Source organism: Polycladospora coralii, from assembly GCF_014773435.2.
Taxonomy (GTDB): domain Bacteria; phylum Bacillota; class Bacilli; order Thermoactinomycetales; family Thermoactinomycetaceae; genus Polycladospora; species Polycladospora coralii.
Genome location: NZ_JACXAG020000002.1, coordinates 748,158 through 766,582 on the forward strand (window position 1 = coordinate 748,158; position 18,425 = coordinate 766,582).

Consider the following 18,425-nt stretch of genomic DNA (forward strand, 5'->3'; position numbering starts at 1 on the left):
GAGCATACAAGATGGATTCATTTCATGCAACCACTATTTTTGCAGTTAGACACCAAGGCGCTGGAGCGATAGCGGGTGATGGGCAAGTTACATTTGGAAATCAGATGATTATGAAGAATGGTGCAAAGAAAGTTAGACGGATATATAAGCAACAAGTGCTTGTCGGTTTTGCAGGCTCTGTAGCGGATGCTTTTACATTGAATGAAAAATTTGAAGGGAAATTAGAAGAGTATCAAGGTAATTTACAACGCGCTGCGGTAGAGTTAGCTAAAGAATGGCGATCGGATAAAGTGCTTAGGAAGCTTGAAGCGATGCTCATTGCGATGAACAAAGATCAATTGCTTCTCATTTCTGGAAATGGAGAAGTGATTGAGCCCGATGATGACATTTTAGCCATTGGCTCAGGGGGGACTTATGCTTTATCTGCAGGCAGAGCTTTAAAACGGCATGCTACGCATTTATCGGCTGGAGAGATGGCTAAGGAAGCGTTGACGATTGCCAGTGAAATATGTGTATTTACAAATAATCATATCTGTGTGGAGGAGATTTAGTATGAAAGAACAATTATTATCTCAGGCTCAAACGCCAAGACAAATTGTGACAGAACTAGATAAACATATTGTTGGCCAGAACCAAGCGAAACGAGCAGTAGCCATTGCACTGAGAAATCGTTACAGAAGAACACTGCTTGCACCCGAACTCAGAGAAGAGATTGTGCCTAAGAATATCTTAATGATTGGACCTACTGGAGTTGGAAAGACAGAAATTGCACGCCGATTAGCTAAATTGGTAGGGGCTCCATTTATTAAATTGGAGGCGACTAAATTCACAGAGGTAGGGTATGTAGGTCGTGACGTAGAGTCAATGGTACGTGATCTTGTTGAAACAGGAATTCGAATGATAAAAGCAGAAAAATTAGAAAAAGTAAAAGGGAAAGCTGAAATATTGGCAAATCAGCGTATATTAGAGATCCTAGTCCCAGATCAGAAAAAAAGAAGTACGATGAAAAATCCGTTTGAGATGTTTTTTCAGCAGAATCAAAATGGCGAACAAGACCAAAATGATCATTCAGAGAAATATCGAATAAAAGAGGAGCGAGAACAGCTAGAGCAGAAATTATTAGCAGGTGAGTTGGAGGAGCAGGAAATCGAAATTGAAGTGGAAGAGAATGCGTCCTCTATGATGGATATGTTTGCGGGAACTGGCGTTGAACAAATGGGGATGAATATGCAAGAAATGTTTGGCCAATTTATGCCCAAAAAAATGAAAACAAAGCGTTTATCGATTCGTGAAGCACGGGAAGTATTGATTACACAAGAGGGGCAAAAACTGATTGATATGGATCAGGTAAGTTCTGAGGCACTAGAGCGTGTAGAACAATCAGGCATTATCTTCTTAGATGAAATCGACAAGGTAGCGGGGAAAGATCGACAAGGAGCAGATGTGTCGCGTGAAGGTGTTCAACGCGATATACTTCCCATCGTTGAAGGTTCTACAGTGGTAACGAAGTATGGGCCAGTAAAGACGGATCATATTTTATTTATTGCTGCAGGTGCTTTTCATGTGGCAAAACCCTCCGATTTAATTCCAGAATTACAAGGGCGTTTTCCGATTCGTGTGGAATTAAATGATCTAACGGCAGATGATTTTATTCGTATCTTAACGGAACCTAAAAGTGCTTTGATTAAACAGTATGCTGCCTTGCTTGAAACGGAAGGGATTCAAGTGACATTTACGGAAGAGGCGATAGCGGAAATCGCCAAGTTAGCGGCACGTGTCAATAGTGAAACTGAAAATATTGGAGCTCGTCGTTTACATACCATTTTAGAACGTCTTTTAGAAGAATTATCTTTTGAAGCACCTGAAATTGGCATGGGAGAAATTTCAATTACTCCGCAATATGTGAATGAACGGCTTGAGAATATTGTAAAAGATCGCGACATGAGCCAGTATATACTTTAATTTAAGGAGGAGAAATAGATATGGATCTCCTGTCCAAAGCCAGACAGATGAATCGGCTACTTCAGCGGACCGGTGGACAAGCGGTTAGCTTTATGGACATGTCAGAAGTACTAAAAGATATGATTGATACCAATGTCTATGTGTTGAGTCGTAAGGGGAAGATATTAGGGTATGGGATATCACTCAATTCATTAGATGATGAGATGACTCGTATTGCCATTCAAGAACGAAAAGTACCTGAAGCTTATAATGACATGTTAAAACAATTAACTGAAACATCTGCTAATATCGATGGGAAAAGTGAATTAGAATTAAGCAGGTACTTAGGTGGGTCAAGTGAGCATCATTTTACAACCGTTGTACCAATTGTAGGTGGAGGAGAGCGATTAGGAACTTTATTATTAATCCGTTATCAAAATCGCTTTGTCGATGATGATCTCATTTTAGCCGAATATGGTGCCACTGTTGTAGGGATGGAGATCTTGCGTGAAAAAGCCGATAAGGCAGAGGAAGAGGCACGGAAACGAGCTATGGTGCAGATGGCGATTGCCTCCCTATCTTATAGCGAATTAGAGGCTGTTGAGCATATTTTTGCAGAATTAGAAGGGATAGAAGGTTTATTAGTGGCGAGCCGTGTAGCGGATCAAGCTGGTATTACCCGTTCCGTCATTGTAAACGCATTGCGTAAATTAGAGAGTGCTGGTGTGATTGAGACGCGATCGCTCGGAATGAAAGGAACTTACATTAAGATATTAAATGAACGTTTACTCATTCAACTTGAGAAGTTAAAATCAGATTAATATATTTTCATAAAATCACTTGCGAAAGTGAAGTTACATGTGATATATTCTTGAATGGTGTAAACACACACGCTAAGGAAGTGAGCAGGAGGTGCCATATACGGATATGGTTTCTGACTCTCGATGAACTTAAGCGGAGGAATAACCACAGGGAGGAAATTTGATTATGGCAGTTGTATCAATGAAACAATTATTAGAAGCAGGCGTTCATTTTGGACACCAAACACGTCGTTGGAATCCTAAAATGAGCAAGTATATTTTCACAGAACGTAATGGTATTTATATTATCGACTTACAAAAAACCGTCAAAAAGATGGAGCAAACTTACAATTTCGTACGTGACCTCGCAGCTGACGGTGGTAATGTTCTATTTGTCGGTACAAAAAAACAAGCTCAAGAAGCTGTAAAAGATGAAGCAATTCGCTCGGATATGTTTTATGTAAACCATCGTTGGTTGGGTGGTACCCTTACTAACTTTGAAACGATTCGTAAGCGTATTGATCGTTTACATGAGCTAGAGCAAATGGAAGAGGACGGTACATTTGATGTGCTTCCAAAGAAAGAAGTTGTGCTCTTGAAGAAAGAACAAGCTAAGCTTGAGAAATTCTTGGGCGGAATTAAAAACATGAAGAAGCTTCCAGATGCGATTTTCATCATCGATCCACGCAAAGAAAGAATTGCTGTTGCTGAAGCACGCAAGCTAAATATTCCAATCGTATCCATTGTCGACACCAACTGTGATCCAGATGAGATCGACTATTTGATTCCAGGAAACGATGATGCAATTCGTGCTGTTCGTTTATTTACTGGTAAAATCGCTGATGCTATTCTTGAAGGACGTCAAGGAGAGCAACAAAACAGCAGTGCTTCTTAATATCGTCTAAAAAGGGAGGGGCAATGGGAATCGTCCCTTGCCACCTCTTTTATTGCATATAGAAACCATATGAGTAGATCTATTCTGAAGGAGGATTATCATGGCAGTTACGGCAGCAATGGTAAAAGAATTACGCGAAAAAACAGGTGCAGGTATGATGGACTGCAAAAAAGCATTAACCGAAACCGATGGCAATATCGATAAAGCAATTGAAGTATTACGTGAAAAAGGAATTGCGAAAGCCGCTAAAAAATCTGGTCGTATTGCAGCAGAAGGTGTTGTGGAATCATACATACACTCTGGCGGACGTATCGGTGTATTGTTGGAAGTAAACTGTGAAACAGATTATGTGGCGATTAACGATGAATTCAGAGCTTTTGTACGCGATGTTGCGATGCAAATTGCTGCAATGAATCCAAGATACTTAAATAGCGATGAAATTCCAGCTGACGTAGTTGAGAAAGAACGCCAAGTTCTTAGAGAACAAGCTCTGCAAGAAGGTAAACCAGAAAATATTGTGGACAAGATGGTTGAAGGTCGTTTAAGTAAACACTTTAAAGAAATCTGTCTTTTAGATCAAGCATTTGTAAAAGACCCTGATAAAACAATCGACCAAATGGTTAAAGAACAAATTGCAAAATTAGGTGAAAATATCTCGATACGTCGTTTTACCCGCTATGAAATGGGTGAAGGGCTTGAAAAGCGTGAAGATAACTTCGTAGAAGAAGTTATGTCACAAGTAAACAAGGGGTAATCGGTATCACATATTGGGAACACATTCATCGTGTTCCCTTTTTTTCCATATTACAAGAAGTGAGGGGGTAAAAAATGTCTAATCCGAAATATAAGCGAGTAATATTAAAGTTAAGTGGTGAAGCGCTAGCTGGTGAACTAGGTTATGGAATTGAGGCTCAAGTGATATCAAAATTTGCACGTCAAATTAGAGAAATTGTAGAATTGGGTGTAGAGGTAGCAGTCGTTGTTGGCGGCGGAAACATTTGGCGTGGAATTCAGGGATCACAGCGTGGAATTGATCGTGCAACCGCTGATTATATGGGAATGCTTGCGACAGTAATGAATTCATTAGCTTTGCAAGATGCCTTGGAAAGTATAGATGTACCCACTCGCGTACAAACTTCGATTGAAATGAGACAAGTTGCAGAACCTTATATTCGTCGTAGAGCAATCCGTCATCTGGAAAAAGGGAGAGTTGTCATATTTGCCGGTGGAAATGGAAATCCGTTCTTTTCGACAGATACGACAGCGGCTCTAAGGGCAGCAGAAATTGAAGCCGAAGTGATCTTGATGGCTAAAAACAATGTTGATGGTGTATATACTGCTGACCCAAGTAAAGATGAAAATGCTGTGAAGTATGAGCGCCTCACTTATTTAGAAATCCTGAATAAAGGCTTAGGTGTGATGGATTCTACCGCTTCATCACTTTGTATGGATAATGATATCAAATTGATTGTTTTTAACATCTCCAAAGAGGGCAACATCCGTCGTGTTGTACTAGGAGAACAAATTGGGACTGAAGTAAAGGGGAGTTTGTAACGATGCTAACGGATATTCAAAAACAAGCACAAGATAAGATGGATAAAGCGATTCGCGTACTTAAACAAGATTTACTAACACTACGCGCAGGTCGAGCCAATCCTGCTATTTTAGACAAGGTAACGGTCGATTATTATGGTACCGAAACACCACTGAATCAAATGGCGAATATCTCTACACCTGATCCACGTACACTCTCCATTCAAGCTTGGGATAAATCTGCACTTGCAGAAATTGAACGAGCAATCTTAAAAGCCGAATTGGGTCTTACACCAAATAATGACGGCAATGTGATCCGCATCAGCATTCCAGCATTAACAGAACAACGTCGTGGCGAATTGGTTAAAATTGCTCGTAAAACGGGTGAAGAGGCTAAAGTGGCAATTCGTAACATACGTCGTGATGCTAATGATGAAGTGAAGAAATTAGAGAAGAACGGTGAAATTCCTGAGGATGATGCGCGTAGAGGACAAGAAGATATTCAAAAGTTGACAGATCGTCTTATCAAAGAAGTCGATCAAATTGTATCAGATAAAGAGAAAGAAATCATGGAAGTATAAAGTGCGAAAACTGCAATAAGAAAATAGAGAAAACCTCCTCAAATCAGGTTGTAGGAGTAGGAGGTTTTCAATTAAGCAACAATGTGCGGGGGAATTATCCATGATGCCATTTTTTAAGTCCATAAAAAAAAATAAGCAAGATCAAGCAATAGCTGCTGCGGATCGTATTACTAGGTTGCAAGCTTCTAACTTACCCAAACATATTGCCATTATCACAGATGGTAATGGAAGATGGGCAAAAAAACGAGGATTGCCACGAACAGCAGGTCATGCAGCAGGCATGAAAAAAGTGCGTGAAATTATTCGTGCAGCAGATGAACTTGGGATTCAGGTTTTAACGTATTATTCATTCTCAACAGAAAATTGGAAACGCCCACAGGATGAAGTCGACTATTTAATGAAGTTACCGATTGAGTTTTTAAAGACGGACTTAAATGAATTGATTAAACGTAACGTAAAAGTGCAGATGTTGGGAGAGAAAAGCAAGACACCGTCCGAAACGCAAAAAGCCTTGGAGGAATTTGAAGAGAAGACTAAGCATAATTCGGGATTAATTCTAAATTTTGCGATTAACTATGGTTCCCGTAGTGAGATGATTTCAGCAATGAAACAAATGATAAATGATGTGCAACAAGGGCACATTAAACCGGATGATGTAACTGAAGATTTGATGGATAGCTACTTATTTACAAAAGATATTCCTGATCCTGATCTGGTCATTCGAACAAGTGGCGAGATTCGTATCAGTAATTTTTTATTATGGCAAATTGCTTATAGTGAACTTTGTTTTACGGATACGCTATGGCCTGATTTTGATGCGGAAGCTTTTTTTCAAGCGATAGAGGATTTCCAGCATCGCACACGACGTTACGGGGCGGTTAAATAGACAGGAGAAATACACCATGAAACAACGATTTATCACAGCTGTGTTGCTAGGTGCCGTTTTTTTGTCTTTGCTCTATCTAGGTGGCTGGTGGTATTCTGGCATTATGTATGTATTGGCTGTTATTGGCTTTATTGAATATGCTAAGATGAACCGGTTAGAATGGTATCAATCTCAAGTCATTTTAGGCTTAGTGATGGTCACCTCTTTTTTTACCATTAATCTCACTGAACTAGGACAAGAGGGTTTTTTTATAACCAATGGAGATCTGATTCTGTGGGGTCTTATCCTATATTTAATTTTTATGGTTTTAAGTCGCAATCATTTTGACATTTATCAGGTGGCCTATTTATTTGTTGGTGCCATATATTTGGGATATGGCTTTTCATACATTGGCTTTGTACGGATGAATTCCGGCATGGAAGGCATGCTGTTAACCTTATTAGTCGTGTTTTCGATCTGGGCAAATGACGTTGGAGCATACTTCATCGGAAAAAGATGGGGAAACAAAAAGATGTGGCCGGATATTTCCCCAAATAAAACGATAGAGGGTGCACTGGCGGGTTTATTATTTAGCATAACTGTAAGTACGGTTTTTCTCGTTCTATTTCCGCATTTAGGCAAAGTGATTTTTCCACACCTGATCCTTCCTTTCTATGTGAAAGGGATTGTACTGGGGGTCTTAGTTGGTTTAATCGGACAAGTTGGTGACTTAGTTGAATCGGCGATTAAACGTACAACAGGTGTAAAAGACTCTGGTTCGATCTTGCCGGGACATGGTGGAATCTTAGACCGCTTTGACAGTTTACTTTTTACGTTTATCTTATTGCACTTGGTGGCATGGGTGTAGGTAAAGGAGTAGCATCATGGAAAAAGTAGTGATACTCGGATCTACAGGATCAATTGGTACAAGCACGTTAGAGGTAATCGAACAGCATCCTGATGCATTTGAAGTGACGGCACTAGCAGCCGGTACAAATGTGCAAGTTATGATCGAGCAAGTAAAGCAATTTAGACCGAAATTAGTTTCAATGGCGACCAAAGAGGCGGCCTTGTCCGTAAAAGAAGCAGTAGCAACAAGTGTTAAAGTATGCTGGGGCGATGAGGGATTGCAGGAAGTGGCATCGCACTCAGAAGGAACCTATGTTGTGTCTGCATTAGTGGGAAGTGCCGGATTACCGCCTACTTTAGCTGCGATAAGAGCGGGTAAAAAAATTGGTCTTGCTAACAAGGAAACACTCGTTACAGCAGGACATATTGTCATGGAAGAAGCAAACAAGGCTGGCGTCCCGATCTACCCCATTGATAGTGAACACTCAGCCTTATTTCAATGTTTGAATGGAGAACGATCCGAAGATGTTCGGAGAATGATCGTTACGGCTTCGGGAGGCGCATTTCGCGATTGGTCTCGCCAAGAACTGGAAAAAGCTACAGTAGAACAAGCTTTAAAGCACCCTAATTGGTCGATGGGTGCCAAAGTAACGATTGATTCTGCAACATTGATGAATAAAGGTCTTGAAGTGATGGAAGCACATTGGTTATTTAATATGCCCTATGAACAAATCGATGTCATGATTCATCCGCAAAGTATTATACATTCTATGGTCGAGTTTCACGATGGTGCTGTCATGGCTCAGTTAGGCACACCAGATATGAAAGTCCCGATCTTATATGCTTTGTCTTATCCAAATCGTATGCCTTTAAAAACAGAACCACTTGATTTGGTATCCCTATCTCGGTTAGACTTTAGGGAACCAGATTATTCTCGTTTCCCATGCTTAAAAATGGCATATGATGCAGGGAAAGCTGGGGGTACCATGCCCACTGTACTAAATGCTGCGAATGAGGTTGTTGTGGCTACTTTCCTGCGCGGAGAATGTACATTTTTAGATATCGAAGAGATTGTTGCCCGTACTTTGGATAAACATGCGAATATGCGTTGTCCAAGCTTAGATGAAATTCATGAAGCAGATAGATGGGCACGTCAATTTGCGCAATCTATCTTAGCTAATCGAACTGCTTAAAGGTGGTGCATAGGATTGCAAACAGTCTTGGTTTTTATACTCGTGTTAAGCATACTTGTGTTTATTCATGAACTGGGGCATTTTATTTTTGCAAAAAGAGCAGGTATTTTGGTTCGTGAATTTGCAATTGGATTTGGCCCCAAGGTTTTTTCGAAGGTTTACGGGGAAACGCTGTATGCGATTCGTATCTTACCGCTCGGTGGATATGTTCGCATGGCAGGTGAAGATGTAGAGGCGGTAGATATTAAAACCGGTTCACTGCTTTATCTCACATTTGATGAAACAAATAAAGTGAAGCATGTTTATCTGTATGAACCCAATATCATGACAGAAAAAGTAAGGACAGGGCGCTTGTTAGAAGCGGACTTAGAAGATGGACTCTATGTTCAAATGGAAACCGATCAAGGAGAAGAGCGGTTTGATTTACATGAACAAGCATTGATCCATTATGACCAAAAGAACTGGATACAGGTTGCACCAAAAGATCGTCAGTTCGGGTCTAAGACCGTAGGGCAAAAAGCAATGACGATATTTGCTGGTCCTTTATTTAACGTCATCCTAACCGCTGTTTTACTGTCCGTATTTTCCCTGATGGTAGGTGCTATACAACAAAATCCATTAAAAGTTGGAGAGGTATTACCAGATACACCTGCTGAGCGCGCTGGGATAAAGACGAATGATGCAATTATTCGTTTGGATGGTAAATCGATTTCTAAACTAGAAGATTTACAGAGCTATCTTACTAAAGGTGGCGGTGAACCCGTTACAGTAACGGTTGAGCGAGATCAACAAACATTGGAATTTCAGTTAACGCCTCAACAAAGTGAAGGGAAATATTATATCGGTATTGATCCCGCTCGTACTGATGTTACCTTCTTACAAGCGATTTCTAATGGTGTGACAGATACGTACGATTACAGTATCCGAATAATGGAAGGCTTCGGAATGCTTTTGACAGGGCAGTTAGGGGTTAAGGATTTAGGTGGTCCCATACAAATGGGGAGTATTACGGGACAGGCAGTAGAGCAGGGGATTGAGAAGGTCGTGCTTTGGACTGCATTGCTCAGTTTAAACCTAGGTATTTTTAATCTACTACCTATTCCAGCCCTAGATGGCAGTCGATTGGTCTTTATTGGGATAGAAGCAGTTCGTGGGAAGCCCATTAGTCCAAACCGAGAAGGAATGGTACACTTTGTGGGATTTGCACTCCTGATGGTATTAATGTTAGTCGTGACGTACAATGATATCATGCGTCTTTTCTTTTAACGTTTATTTACCCAGTACATGACTAACTTGGATGTACTGGGTTTTAAGATTTATTATTGAAATGAGGGAACGTCATGCGTCAAAAACATATGCTATCCCCTACATTACGCTCAGTAGCGGAAGCAGAGATGATGAGTCATCAATTACTATTAAGAGCTGGATTTATACGACAACTAGCAGCTGGTATTTATTCGTTTTTACCACTAGGATTTAAGGTGTTACATAAAGTAGAAACAATCGTGCGCGAAGAAATGGACAAGATTGGTGCACAAGAGGTACTGCTCCCCTCTCTACATCCCAGTGAATTATGGGAAGAGACCGGTCGTAAGAAGAGTTACGGACCTGAATTGATGCAACTACAAGATCGTCATGGGCGCGAGTTTGTATTAGGACCTACACATGAAGAAGTGATTACCGATTTACTTCGCGATGAAGTGAACTCCTATAAAAAATTACCTATCAGTCTATATCAGATTCAATCTAAGTTTCGCGATGAAAGAAGACCACGCTCGGGTCTTTTACGGGGCAGAGAATTTATGATGAAGGATGCTTATTCTTTTCATGCCAATCGAGCGTCATTAGACGAACAATATGCCTTATTTTATCAAGCTTATCAAAACATATTTTCGCGTCTAGGACTTGATTTTCGGGCAGTAGAGGCAGACTCAGGTGCAATGGGTGGAACAGATACCCATGAATTTATGGCCCTTTCAGAAGCGGGCGAAGATACAGTGGCGATGTGTCTATCATGTGAGTATGCATCTAATATCGAGATGGCAAAGGTTATGCATGATGGTGGACAGCGGACACAAATTGAAGTGCCAGTACTTACGGAAATTGAAACAAAAGGTCAAAAAACGATTGCTGAAGTGGCTTCTTTCCTAGATATTCAAGCTGAGCAAGTCGTAAAAAGCTTATTGTTTATTGCGGATGATACCCCTGTTTTAGTACTCATACGCGGAGATCACGATATCAATGAAGTAAAAATTAAGAACTTACTTGGTGCAAGTGTAATTGAATTAGCGGAAGAGTCTCAAGTTATCGCGGTTTGTGGAGCACCAAGTGGCTATGTAGGTCCAGTAGGATTAAAGAAAAAAGTAAAAGTAATTGCAGATCATGCTGTCGCTGATATGAATGATATGGTAGTTGGGGCGAATAAAAAGGACTATCATCTCCGGCATGTACAACATACACGCGACTTTGAGATTGATGAAGTAGCGGATGTACGTAATATTCAAACTGGAGATACTTGTCCGAGCTGTGGGGGACAAATTCAGTTTAGTCGTGGGATTGAAATCGGACATGTGTTTAAGTTGGGGACGCGCTATAGCGAAGTCATGTCTGGTACCATCTTAGATGAAAATGGCAAGACACAGCCTTATATCATGGGTTGCTATGGGATCGGTATTTCCCGTGCAGTAGCTTCAATTGTAGAACAACATCATGATGAAAACGGAATCATTTGGCCGGCGTCAGTTGCGCCTTATGCGATTCATTTGATTGCAGTTAATATGAAAAATGAAACACAAGCAAGCGTAGCTGAAGAAGTTTATCAAATGCTTCAAAAAGAAGGGATCGAAGTATTGTTTGATGATCGCCCTGAACGTGCTGGAGTGAAATTTAAAGATGCTGATCTATTTGGGATTCCACTACGTATTACGGTCGGATCAAAAGCAGGAGAAGGGATTATTGAATACAAAAATAGGAGATCGGGTGTAGGAGATGCATTACACTTACAAGATTTAAGTAAAGCATTACCTGATTTGATGAAAGAATTGATGTAAAAGCATAAGAAAAAAGCAGTAGCATTTTTGTTCTGAAAATGCTACTGCTTTTTTAATGTCGAAGAAAATCAAGATACTCAATCATACTATTCTTTTACGTAATAGACCGGATAAAAAGTCTAGTACCATAACCATAACGATGATACCTAGAAGAATAATCCCAACACGATCCCAATCACGTGATGTGATGGCGAAAATAAGTGGAGTACCAATACCGCCAGCACCAATAATTCCTAAAATGGTTGCAGAACGCAAGTTAATTTCAAAACGATACAAAGTATAGGATAAAAACGCCGGAATCACTTGTGGTACAACGGCGAACCATAAAATTTGTAAACGGTTTGCTCCAGAAGCTGTTAATGCTTCAATCGGTCCATCATCAATGGTTTCAATTGCTTCTGAGTAAAGTTTACCAAGCATCCCGATTGAATGAATACCAAGAGCAAGTACACCAGCAAATGCACCAGGTCCTACGGCTTTAATAAAGAGGATAGCCATCACAATTTCTGGAAAGGTACGAATAACACTTAATATAAATGTACCAGATTCAGGAATAAACTTATACCGGTGTAAGTTACGTGCTGCCCAAAATGCAAACGGAATACAAAGAACTGCAGATACGATTGTGCCGAGGAATGCAATGGCTAAAGTATCAAGAAGCCCACGTAATAAGTCTTCACCACCGGGATCATAGACAAAGTCCCAATCAGGGTTAAATAGTCCGTTTAAAATCGAGCGTGATATTTCACCCGCCATTGCTTGTATTTCAAAAGCAGGCATTTGTGAAAACGCCCAGATATATATCGCAGCAATGATGGCAATATATATCCATTTCCGCCACTTCTTGTTTTGTTGTTTATGCAAACTCATAACAATTTCTCCCGAATTTTTTTGGTTATATAGTCAATCACCATAATCACGACTAAGGTATATAAGATAATTGAAGTTGTTTTTTGATATTCAAGGAAGTTAAGCGTTTCATCAAGATATAGACCAATACCACCTGCACCAACAAGTCCCAGAATAGCAGCTGCACGAATGTTAATCTCAAACGTGTACAGGAAGTAGGCGGCAAATTGTGCAGCAATCTGTGGAATAACACCAAACGCAATCCATTGAATTTTATTTGCTCCAACAGCAGTCATCGCTTCAAGTGGACCAGGATCAATGGTCTCAATAAATTCATACATTAACTTTGCAATAATCCCTAAAGAGAAGATAGTTAAAGCTAAAACACCTGGGATCAACCCTAATCCAAAGATAGCTACGAAAATTGCTGCTAGTAATAGATCAGGAATGGTTCTTAAAAAGTTGAGTATAAAACGTGCGGTTTGATAGATCCAAGGCGATACAAATATGTTTGACGATGCCAATAACGATAGTGGAATGGCCAAGATTGCACCAAAAGTCGCACCAAGTAAAGCCATTTGTATGGTGATAAGTACTTCAGGAGTGATATAGCTGAAGTACGCCCAATCTGGAGGTATCATTTCACGAAGTAATGAAATAATTTCAGGGATTCCTGTAAAAAGTTCCTCAAAAGTAGAATCTGTTTTGTATGCGCTTCCCCAAATGAGTAAAAAAAGTAATAAAGTCGTCAGGGTGGACTTTACTTTTGAGGGTTTCTTGATCGTATTTTCGTTCATAACCCTTATACTCCTAACAATTCATCTTTTTTGATTTCACGTTCATATATTTGTGTAAACATTTCATCAGTTGCATCTTCTACTGGACCATCAAACACTAATTCTCCGTCACGGAGTCCAATGATACGCGTTGCATACTCACGAGCAATATCGATAAAGTGAAGGTTGACAATCATGGTAATACCAAGTTCTTGGTTAATGCGTCTTAAGTCATCCATAACTTGGCGTGTTGTCAAGGGATCAAGAGATGCAACGGGTTCATCAGCGAGAATAATTTTGGCTTCTTGTGCTAAAGCGCGTGCGATGGATACACGTTGTTGTTGTCCACCCGATAGCTCATCCGCGCGTACATAGGCTTTGTCGGGAATACCTACTCGATTAAGCGCATCGTGAGCTAGATCTACATCTGCTTTGGGCCAGAGACCGAGTAAGGTGCGCATAGTCGAATGATAAGCGACACGTCCAGACAATACGTTTTTTAAAACGGTATTCCGTTTGATCAAATTAAAATTTTGAAAAATCATACCAATATCACGACGCATTTCGCGTAGTTGTTTTCCATTTGCTTTTGTTAAAGATTTGCCATTAATTACAATTTCGCCGTCTGTAATATCGTGCAGACGGTTGATCGCACGTAACAAAGTAGACTTTCCTGCTCCTGATCGTCCAACGATTACAACAAAATCACCTTGATTAATGGTCGTATTAATTTTATTTAAACCTACGGTCCCATTGGAATATACTTTGGTAGCCTCTTTAATTTCAATCATTTTGTTCCAACCTTTTCTTTATAAGTTTAGAAGAAAAAATGGTCGTTCATGAACATGGAACGACCATCATAGGCTCAATATTTATTTCAAGGATCTTACTGCTTCTTGATACTCACGTACAATGTCAAACGTGCTATCATCAGAAGCTACATAGCCTTCATGTGAATAAATATCTTTTACGATTTTATGGCCTTCTTCGTCTTTTCCAATATTAATAAACGCTTGTTTAATTTTTTCTTTCCATTCATCAGACATATCGGAACGAACACTAATCGTGTCATTTGGAATTGGCTGAGAACGGTGAACCACTTTGGTTGTTTCAAAAATGTTCGCTTGGTCTTTTTTCAAAATGTTACGAGCATCTCCGAAAACGGCTGCTGCATCAACTTGACCGTTTAAGACTGCTAGTAATGCTTGGTCATGTCCTTTTACTGGAGTACCTTGAATATCTTTCTTGGGATCAATGCCTGCTTTTTTCAATTCAACAGCTGGCCATACATAACCAGCAGAAGAAGTTACGTCTTGCCATGCGACTTTTTTACCTTTTAGATCTTCCAAACTGTTGATAGGAGAATCTTTTTTAGTAATAATCAAAGCTTCATAGAACTCGACTAATTCTTCAGTAGGTGCTCCATCTTCAGGATTTACACCGTAGCGTTGAGATTGTAAAAGAACTTCAGCAGCTCCTTTTTGTTTTGCCAATATATAACCAGTTGGAGGTAAGAATCCTACATCCACTTTTTTAGAATCCATGGCTTCTACAATCGTATTAAAGCTCGTGGATACGCTTACTTCTACAGGAACACCAAGTTCTTTCGTAAGTAATTCCTCGAGTGGTTTCGCTTTTGCTTCCAATGAATCAGCATTTTGTGAAGGAACAAATTGTACGGTCAACTTTTCCGTTGGTACATATTTGTCGGAACTTCCAGCTTCTTTTGTTGTAGAATCTGTTGAACATCCAGCAAGTACACCGCCAGCAAGTGCGATGGACAAGCCTACACCTACTAATTTCTTAAACATTGTGTAGCCTCCCAAAGGGTTAATGTATAAATTCATAGATTAATATAACACATTATTTAATTATGTGTGTTAATAACAGATAAAATAATTTATTGCATTTGCTTCCAATTCAATTTAATGTACATAAATAGTGGCATAAAACCAGACTTGCTTACTTGATATAGTAATATTTTACAGAAAGGTGTTGGCGTACAAAATGAAGAAGCAAAAAATTACCATTCTTGAAACGAGTGATGTTCATGGCAGTGTGCTCCCTATTCATTATGGTCTAAATCAGAACATGGAATTCGGGTTCGCTAAGTTAGCTACATTGATCAAGCAAGAACGACTGTTAAATGAAGAAAACACCCTTTTAATAGATAATGGGGATTTAATACAGGGAACACCGCTTGCCTATTATTGCGCACGCATCCAATCAGAGCTAGAAAATCCAATGCCTGAGATTTTAAAGTATCTTCAATATGATGCCGCAATACTTGGGAATCATGAATTTAATTATGGGCAAACCTTTTTAGATCGAATTGTGAAACAAGCGGCACTACCTTATCTATCTGCCAATGTATGTAAAAAAAAGGATGGCAAACCTTTATATGATCAGCCTTATCTCGTCAAAACAGTTGCTGATGGTATTCGAGTAGGCGTTCTTGGTCTAACGACACATTATATTCCGAATTGGGAGCACCCCGATCATATTGCTGAGCTTACTTTTGTAGATGCCGTTGCAAGTGCTAAACAATGGGTACCTTACCTGAGAGAACAAGAAAATGTCGATGTCGTTGTGGTGGCTTATCACGGTGGGTTTGAGCGTGACCTACAAACAGGAGAACCGATTGAACCTTTAACCGGTGAAAATCAAGGGTATCAACTCTGTGCTGAAGTACCAGGTATTGATGTGCTACTAACGGGTCATCAACATCGTGCCCTAGCGGAGAAAACGATTAACGATGTGGTGGTCGTTCAACCAGCTAATAATGGTCTTTATTTAGGTAAGGTGGAACTTTTCTTAGAGCGAGATCAACTGGGCTGGAAAATCATGCATAAAGAAGCGAAACTTTTATCTGTCGAAAGTGTAAGCGTAGATAATGAAGTTGTTGATATTGTTCGTCCTTATGAAGCGTTAACACAAGAATGGCTAGATCAACCGATTGGCAAAATTGAAGGGAATATGTTGATCGATGACCCCATGAAAGTACGTACTGAAAAACATGCTATGATTGAATTTATCAACCATATTCAAATGGAAGTGGCAGAGGTTGATATCTCGAACACAGCATTATTTGACAATTATGCTACGGGCTTCAAATCAGATGTGACAATGCGCGACATTGTAGCAAATTATGTGTATCCCAATACACTAAAAGTGTTACGTCTAACAGGACAGGACATTAAAGATGCATTAGAGCAGTCTGCAAGTTACTTCGCACCATACAACGGTACGGAGATCGAAGTGAATCCGAAGTTCCTTTATCCTAAGCCTGAACACTATAATTATGATATGTGGGAAGGGATTTCTTATTTGATTAATATTTCTAATCCGGTAGGAGATCGAATTGAGGAGCTATCTTATCAAGATCAGCCACTTGCGCTCGACAAAGAATATGATGTCGTTATGAATAATTATCGAGCGAGTGGTGGTGGGAATTACCTGATGTTTCAAGATAAACCAGTCGTACGCGAAGTACCAACAGAAATGTCAGAGCTAATTGTAAACTATTTCATGAAACATAAAGTGGTAAAAGCGAATGTGACGCCGACGTGGAAAGTGATTCATGAGTAAAAGCTAGTGTGGGTCTACCACACTAGCTTTTTTATATACAATCAAGATTGCTCGGAGCAAAAATAGAAAAGAAAAGGTTATAGATGATCAATTAGGGGAAGTTAATCAGATAGACGGCGGAAATATTCTGCTGTAGGCACTCGCCTATATAATGAGTTGCAATGGAAACAAAAGGAGCGTGTATTTAAAAATGAAAAAAATATATACCGCAACAGTGACAGCTACAGGTGGTCGTAACGGAAAAGTCGTTTCAGATGATGGTATTTTAAACCTCGAAGTGAAAATGCCCAAAGCGATGCAAGGTCCCGGTGGACCAGCAACCAATCCCGAACAGTTATTTGCGGCAGGTTACTCCGCTTGTTTTGATAGTGCCTTGAACTTGGTGCTTCGTAAAGAACGACAAAAAGTAGAATCAACAGAAGTGACCGCGGATGTTTCGCTTAATCTAGGTGAAGATGGTGGGTATACACTCAGTGCCGAACTAAAAGTGAAAATCGTGGGATTGGATAAAGAAAAGGCACAAGAATTCGCCGATAAAGCCCATCAAGTATGTCCATATTCCAGAGCAACAAGAGGAAATATTCCAGTTGAGATTACCATAATCGATTAGGCTTCAGTTACGATTAAACCAGTAGTGTAAATGATAATAGTTTGTACTACTGGTTTTTTTCGTGAATATAAATGAAGTAGTAATAGGAGGTGGAGATACTTTGACCGTCATTCTTGAAACAGAGCGTTTAATTTTACGTCCCTTTGATCAGAAAGATGCAGCTGATGTACAACGATTAGCAGGTGATGCAGAAATTGCAAAAACGACTTTATCTATACCTCACCCCTATGAAGATGGTGTAGCAAAGTCTTGGATTGATTCCCTTCATAAATTCGCACAATTTGGAACGATGTTTGGGTTTGCGATTGTGAATAAAGAAAATGCGCATTTATACGGATGTATGACATTACAAATTACACCGCAACATCAACACGGCGAACTTGCTTACTGGTTAGGAAAGTCATATTGGAATAAGGGATATACGACCGAGGCTGCTCGTGCATTGATTCAACATGGATTTCATCAGTTTGACTTGAATCGTATTTTTGCACGAACGATGACCAAAAACATTGCTTCTAGCCAAGTTATGTTGAAAAACGGGATGCAATTCGAAGGCGTTTTGAAACAACATTTTTTCAAGGATGGTCAGTTTGAAGATATCGCTTACTATGGTATCTTGCGAGAAGATCATAAAAATGATTGACTAATAAAAGAATGCGTGCTAGAATATTTTTTGTCGTCACAACGAGGCGATAACAACGAATATGTTCCTTGAAAACTAAAGAGTGACACATGACCTGTTCAATTTTTATATGAGCTTACAAGCTCACCATTATATGGAGAGTTTGATCCTGGCTCAGGACGAACGCTGGCGGTATGCCTAATACATGCAAGTCGAGCGGATGAAGTACCTTCGGGTACGGATTTAGCGGCGAACGGGTGAGTAACACGTGGG

19 protein-coding genes and 1 rRNA gene are annotated in these 18,425 nt (G+C 39.9%); 16 read left to right on the forward strand and 4 right to left on the reverse strand.

The window, feature by feature from the left end; genetic code table 11:
* The first annotated feature begins 11 nt into the window (after window positions 1-11).
* The 12 genes from hslV to IC619_RS08075 all read left to right on the forward strand — a co-directional run bounded on the left by hslV (window position 12) and on the right by IC619_RS08075 (window position 11,707).
* Window positions 12-551, forward strand: coding sequence for an ATP-dependent protease subunit HslV (hslV, locus tag IC619_RS08020; RefSeq protein ID WP_191140164.1), 540 nt, complete (start codon window positions 12-14; stop codon window positions 549-551).
* Window position 552: 1 nt separating this feature from the next.
* Window positions 553-1,962, forward strand: a complete 1,410-nt coding sequence (gene hslU, locus IC619_RS08025; RefSeq protein ID WP_191140165.1) for an ATP-dependent protease ATPase subunit HslU — start codon at window positions 553-555, stop codon at window positions 1,960-1,962.
* 20 nt (window positions 1,963-1,982) lie between these two features.
* Window positions 1,983-2,762: a GTP-sensing pleiotropic transcriptional regulator CodY gene (gene codY / locus IC619_RS08030; RefSeq protein ID WP_191140166.1), complete on the forward strand. Its 780-nt coding sequence runs from the start codon at window positions 1,983-1,985 to the stop codon at window positions 2,760-2,762.
* A 166-nt stretch (window positions 2,763-2,928) separates the two neighbouring features.
* On the forward strand, window positions 2,929-3,636 hold the full coding sequence (rpsB, locus tag IC619_RS08035; RefSeq protein ID WP_191140167.1) for a 30S ribosomal protein S2: 708 nt from the start codon (window positions 2,929-2,931) through the stop codon (window positions 3,634-3,636).
* Window positions 3,637-3,736: 100 nt separating this feature from the next.
* A complete protein-coding gene (tsf, locus tag IC619_RS08040) occupies window positions 3,737-4,390 on the forward strand; it encodes a translation elongation factor Ts (RefSeq protein WP_191140168.1) in 654 nt (217 codons plus the stop codon).
* 74 nt (window positions 4,391-4,464) lie between these two features.
* The gene (gene pyrH / locus IC619_RS08045; RefSeq protein WP_191140169.1) at window positions 4,465-5,190 is read left to right on the forward strand and encodes a UMP kinase; all 726 of its coding nucleotides are present in this window, start codon (window positions 4,465-4,467) and stop codon (window positions 5,188-5,190) included.
* Window positions 5,191-5,192: 2 nt separating this feature from the next.
* Window positions 5,193-5,750: a ribosome recycling factor gene (gene frr, locus IC619_RS08050; protein ID WP_191140170.1), complete on the forward strand. Its 558-nt coding sequence runs from the start codon at window positions 5,193-5,195 to the stop codon at window positions 5,748-5,750.
* Window positions 5,751-5,850: 100 nt separating this feature from the next.
* A complete protein-coding gene (uppS, locus tag IC619_RS08055; protein WP_191140171.1) occupies window positions 5,851-6,636 on the forward strand; it encodes an undecaprenyl pyrophosphate synthase in 786 nt (261 codons plus the stop codon).
* A 16-nt stretch (window positions 6,637-6,652) separates the two neighbouring features.
* Window positions 6,653-7,483, forward strand: a complete 831-nt coding sequence (locus IC619_RS08060) for a phosphatidate cytidylyltransferase (RefSeq protein WP_191140172.1) — start codon at window positions 6,653-6,655, stop codon at window positions 7,481-7,483.
* 16 nt (window positions 7,484-7,499) lie between these two features.
* Complete coding sequence (locus tag IC619_RS08065; RefSeq protein WP_191140173.1) at window positions 7,500-8,657, forward strand: 1-deoxy-D-xylulose-5-phosphate reductoisomerase; 1,158 nt, start codon at window positions 7,500-7,502, stop codon at window positions 8,655-8,657.
* 15 nt (window positions 8,658-8,672) lie between these two features.
* Window positions 8,673-9,923: an RIP metalloprotease RseP gene (gene rseP / locus IC619_RS08070; RefSeq protein ID WP_191140174.1), complete on the forward strand. Its 1,251-nt coding sequence runs from the start codon at window positions 8,673-8,675 to the stop codon at window positions 9,921-9,923.
* Window positions 9,924-9,997: 74 nt separating this feature from the next.
* A complete protein-coding gene (locus IC619_RS08075) occupies window positions 9,998-11,707 on the forward strand; it encodes a proline--tRNA ligase (protein WP_191140175.1) in 1,710 nt (569 codons plus the stop codon).
* Between the two features lie 81 nt (window positions 11,708-11,788).
* Here IC619_RS08075 and phnE (IC619_RS08080) read toward each other — a convergent pair whose 3' ends face one another.
* From phnE (IC619_RS08080) to IC619_RS08095, 4 genes are all read right to left on the reverse strand, one after another.
* Complete coding sequence (gene phnE, locus IC619_RS08080; RefSeq protein WP_191140176.1) at window positions 11,789-12,577, reverse strand: phosphonate ABC transporter, permease protein PhnE; 789 nt, start codon at window positions 12,575-12,577, stop codon at window positions 11,789-11,791.
* A complete protein-coding gene (gene phnE, locus IC619_RS08085; RefSeq protein ID WP_191140177.1) occupies window positions 12,574-13,353 on the reverse strand; it encodes a phosphonate ABC transporter, permease protein PhnE in 780 nt (259 codons plus the stop codon). Before phnE (IC619_RS08085) ends, phnE (IC619_RS08080) begins: the two co-directional genes overlap by 4 nt.
* 5 nt (window positions 13,354-13,358) lie before the next feature.
* Window positions 13,359-14,123, reverse strand: a complete 765-nt coding sequence (phnC, locus tag IC619_RS08090; protein WP_191140178.1) for a phosphonate ABC transporter ATP-binding protein — start codon at window positions 14,121-14,123, stop codon at window positions 13,359-13,361.
* A gap of 81 nt (window positions 14,124-14,204) precedes the next feature.
* Entirely contained in the window at window positions 14,205-15,143 is a 939-nt protein-coding gene (locus IC619_RS08095) for a phosphate/phosphite/phosphonate ABC transporter substrate-binding protein (RefSeq protein WP_191140179.1), read from the reverse strand.
* Window positions 15,144-15,339: 196 nt separating this feature from the next.
* On the opposite strand from IC619_RS08095, the gene IC619_RS08100 reads away from it, so the two are divergent.
* The 4 genes from IC619_RS08100 to IC619_RS08115 all read left to right on the forward strand — a co-directional run.
* The gene (locus IC619_RS08100; protein WP_191140180.1) at window positions 15,340-16,920 is read left to right on the forward strand and encodes a bifunctional metallophosphatase/5'-nucleotidase; all 1,581 of its coding nucleotides are present in this window, start codon (window positions 15,340-15,342) and stop codon (window positions 16,918-16,920) included.
* Between the two features lie 190 nt (window positions 16,921-17,110).
* Window positions 17,111-17,530, forward strand: a complete 420-nt coding sequence (locus IC619_RS08105) for an organic hydroperoxide resistance protein (protein WP_191140181.1) — start codon at window positions 17,111-17,113, stop codon at window positions 17,528-17,530.
* A 100-nt stretch (window positions 17,531-17,630) separates the two neighbouring features.
* Window positions 17,631-18,173, forward strand: a complete 543-nt coding sequence (locus IC619_RS08110; protein WP_249669751.1) for a GNAT family N-acetyltransferase — start codon at window positions 17,631-17,633, stop codon at window positions 18,171-18,173.
* Window positions 18,174-18,303: 130 nt separating this feature from the next.
* Window positions 18,304-18,425: ribosomal RNA gene (locus tag IC619_RS08115) — 16S ribosomal RNA — on the forward strand; the annotation flags it as partial.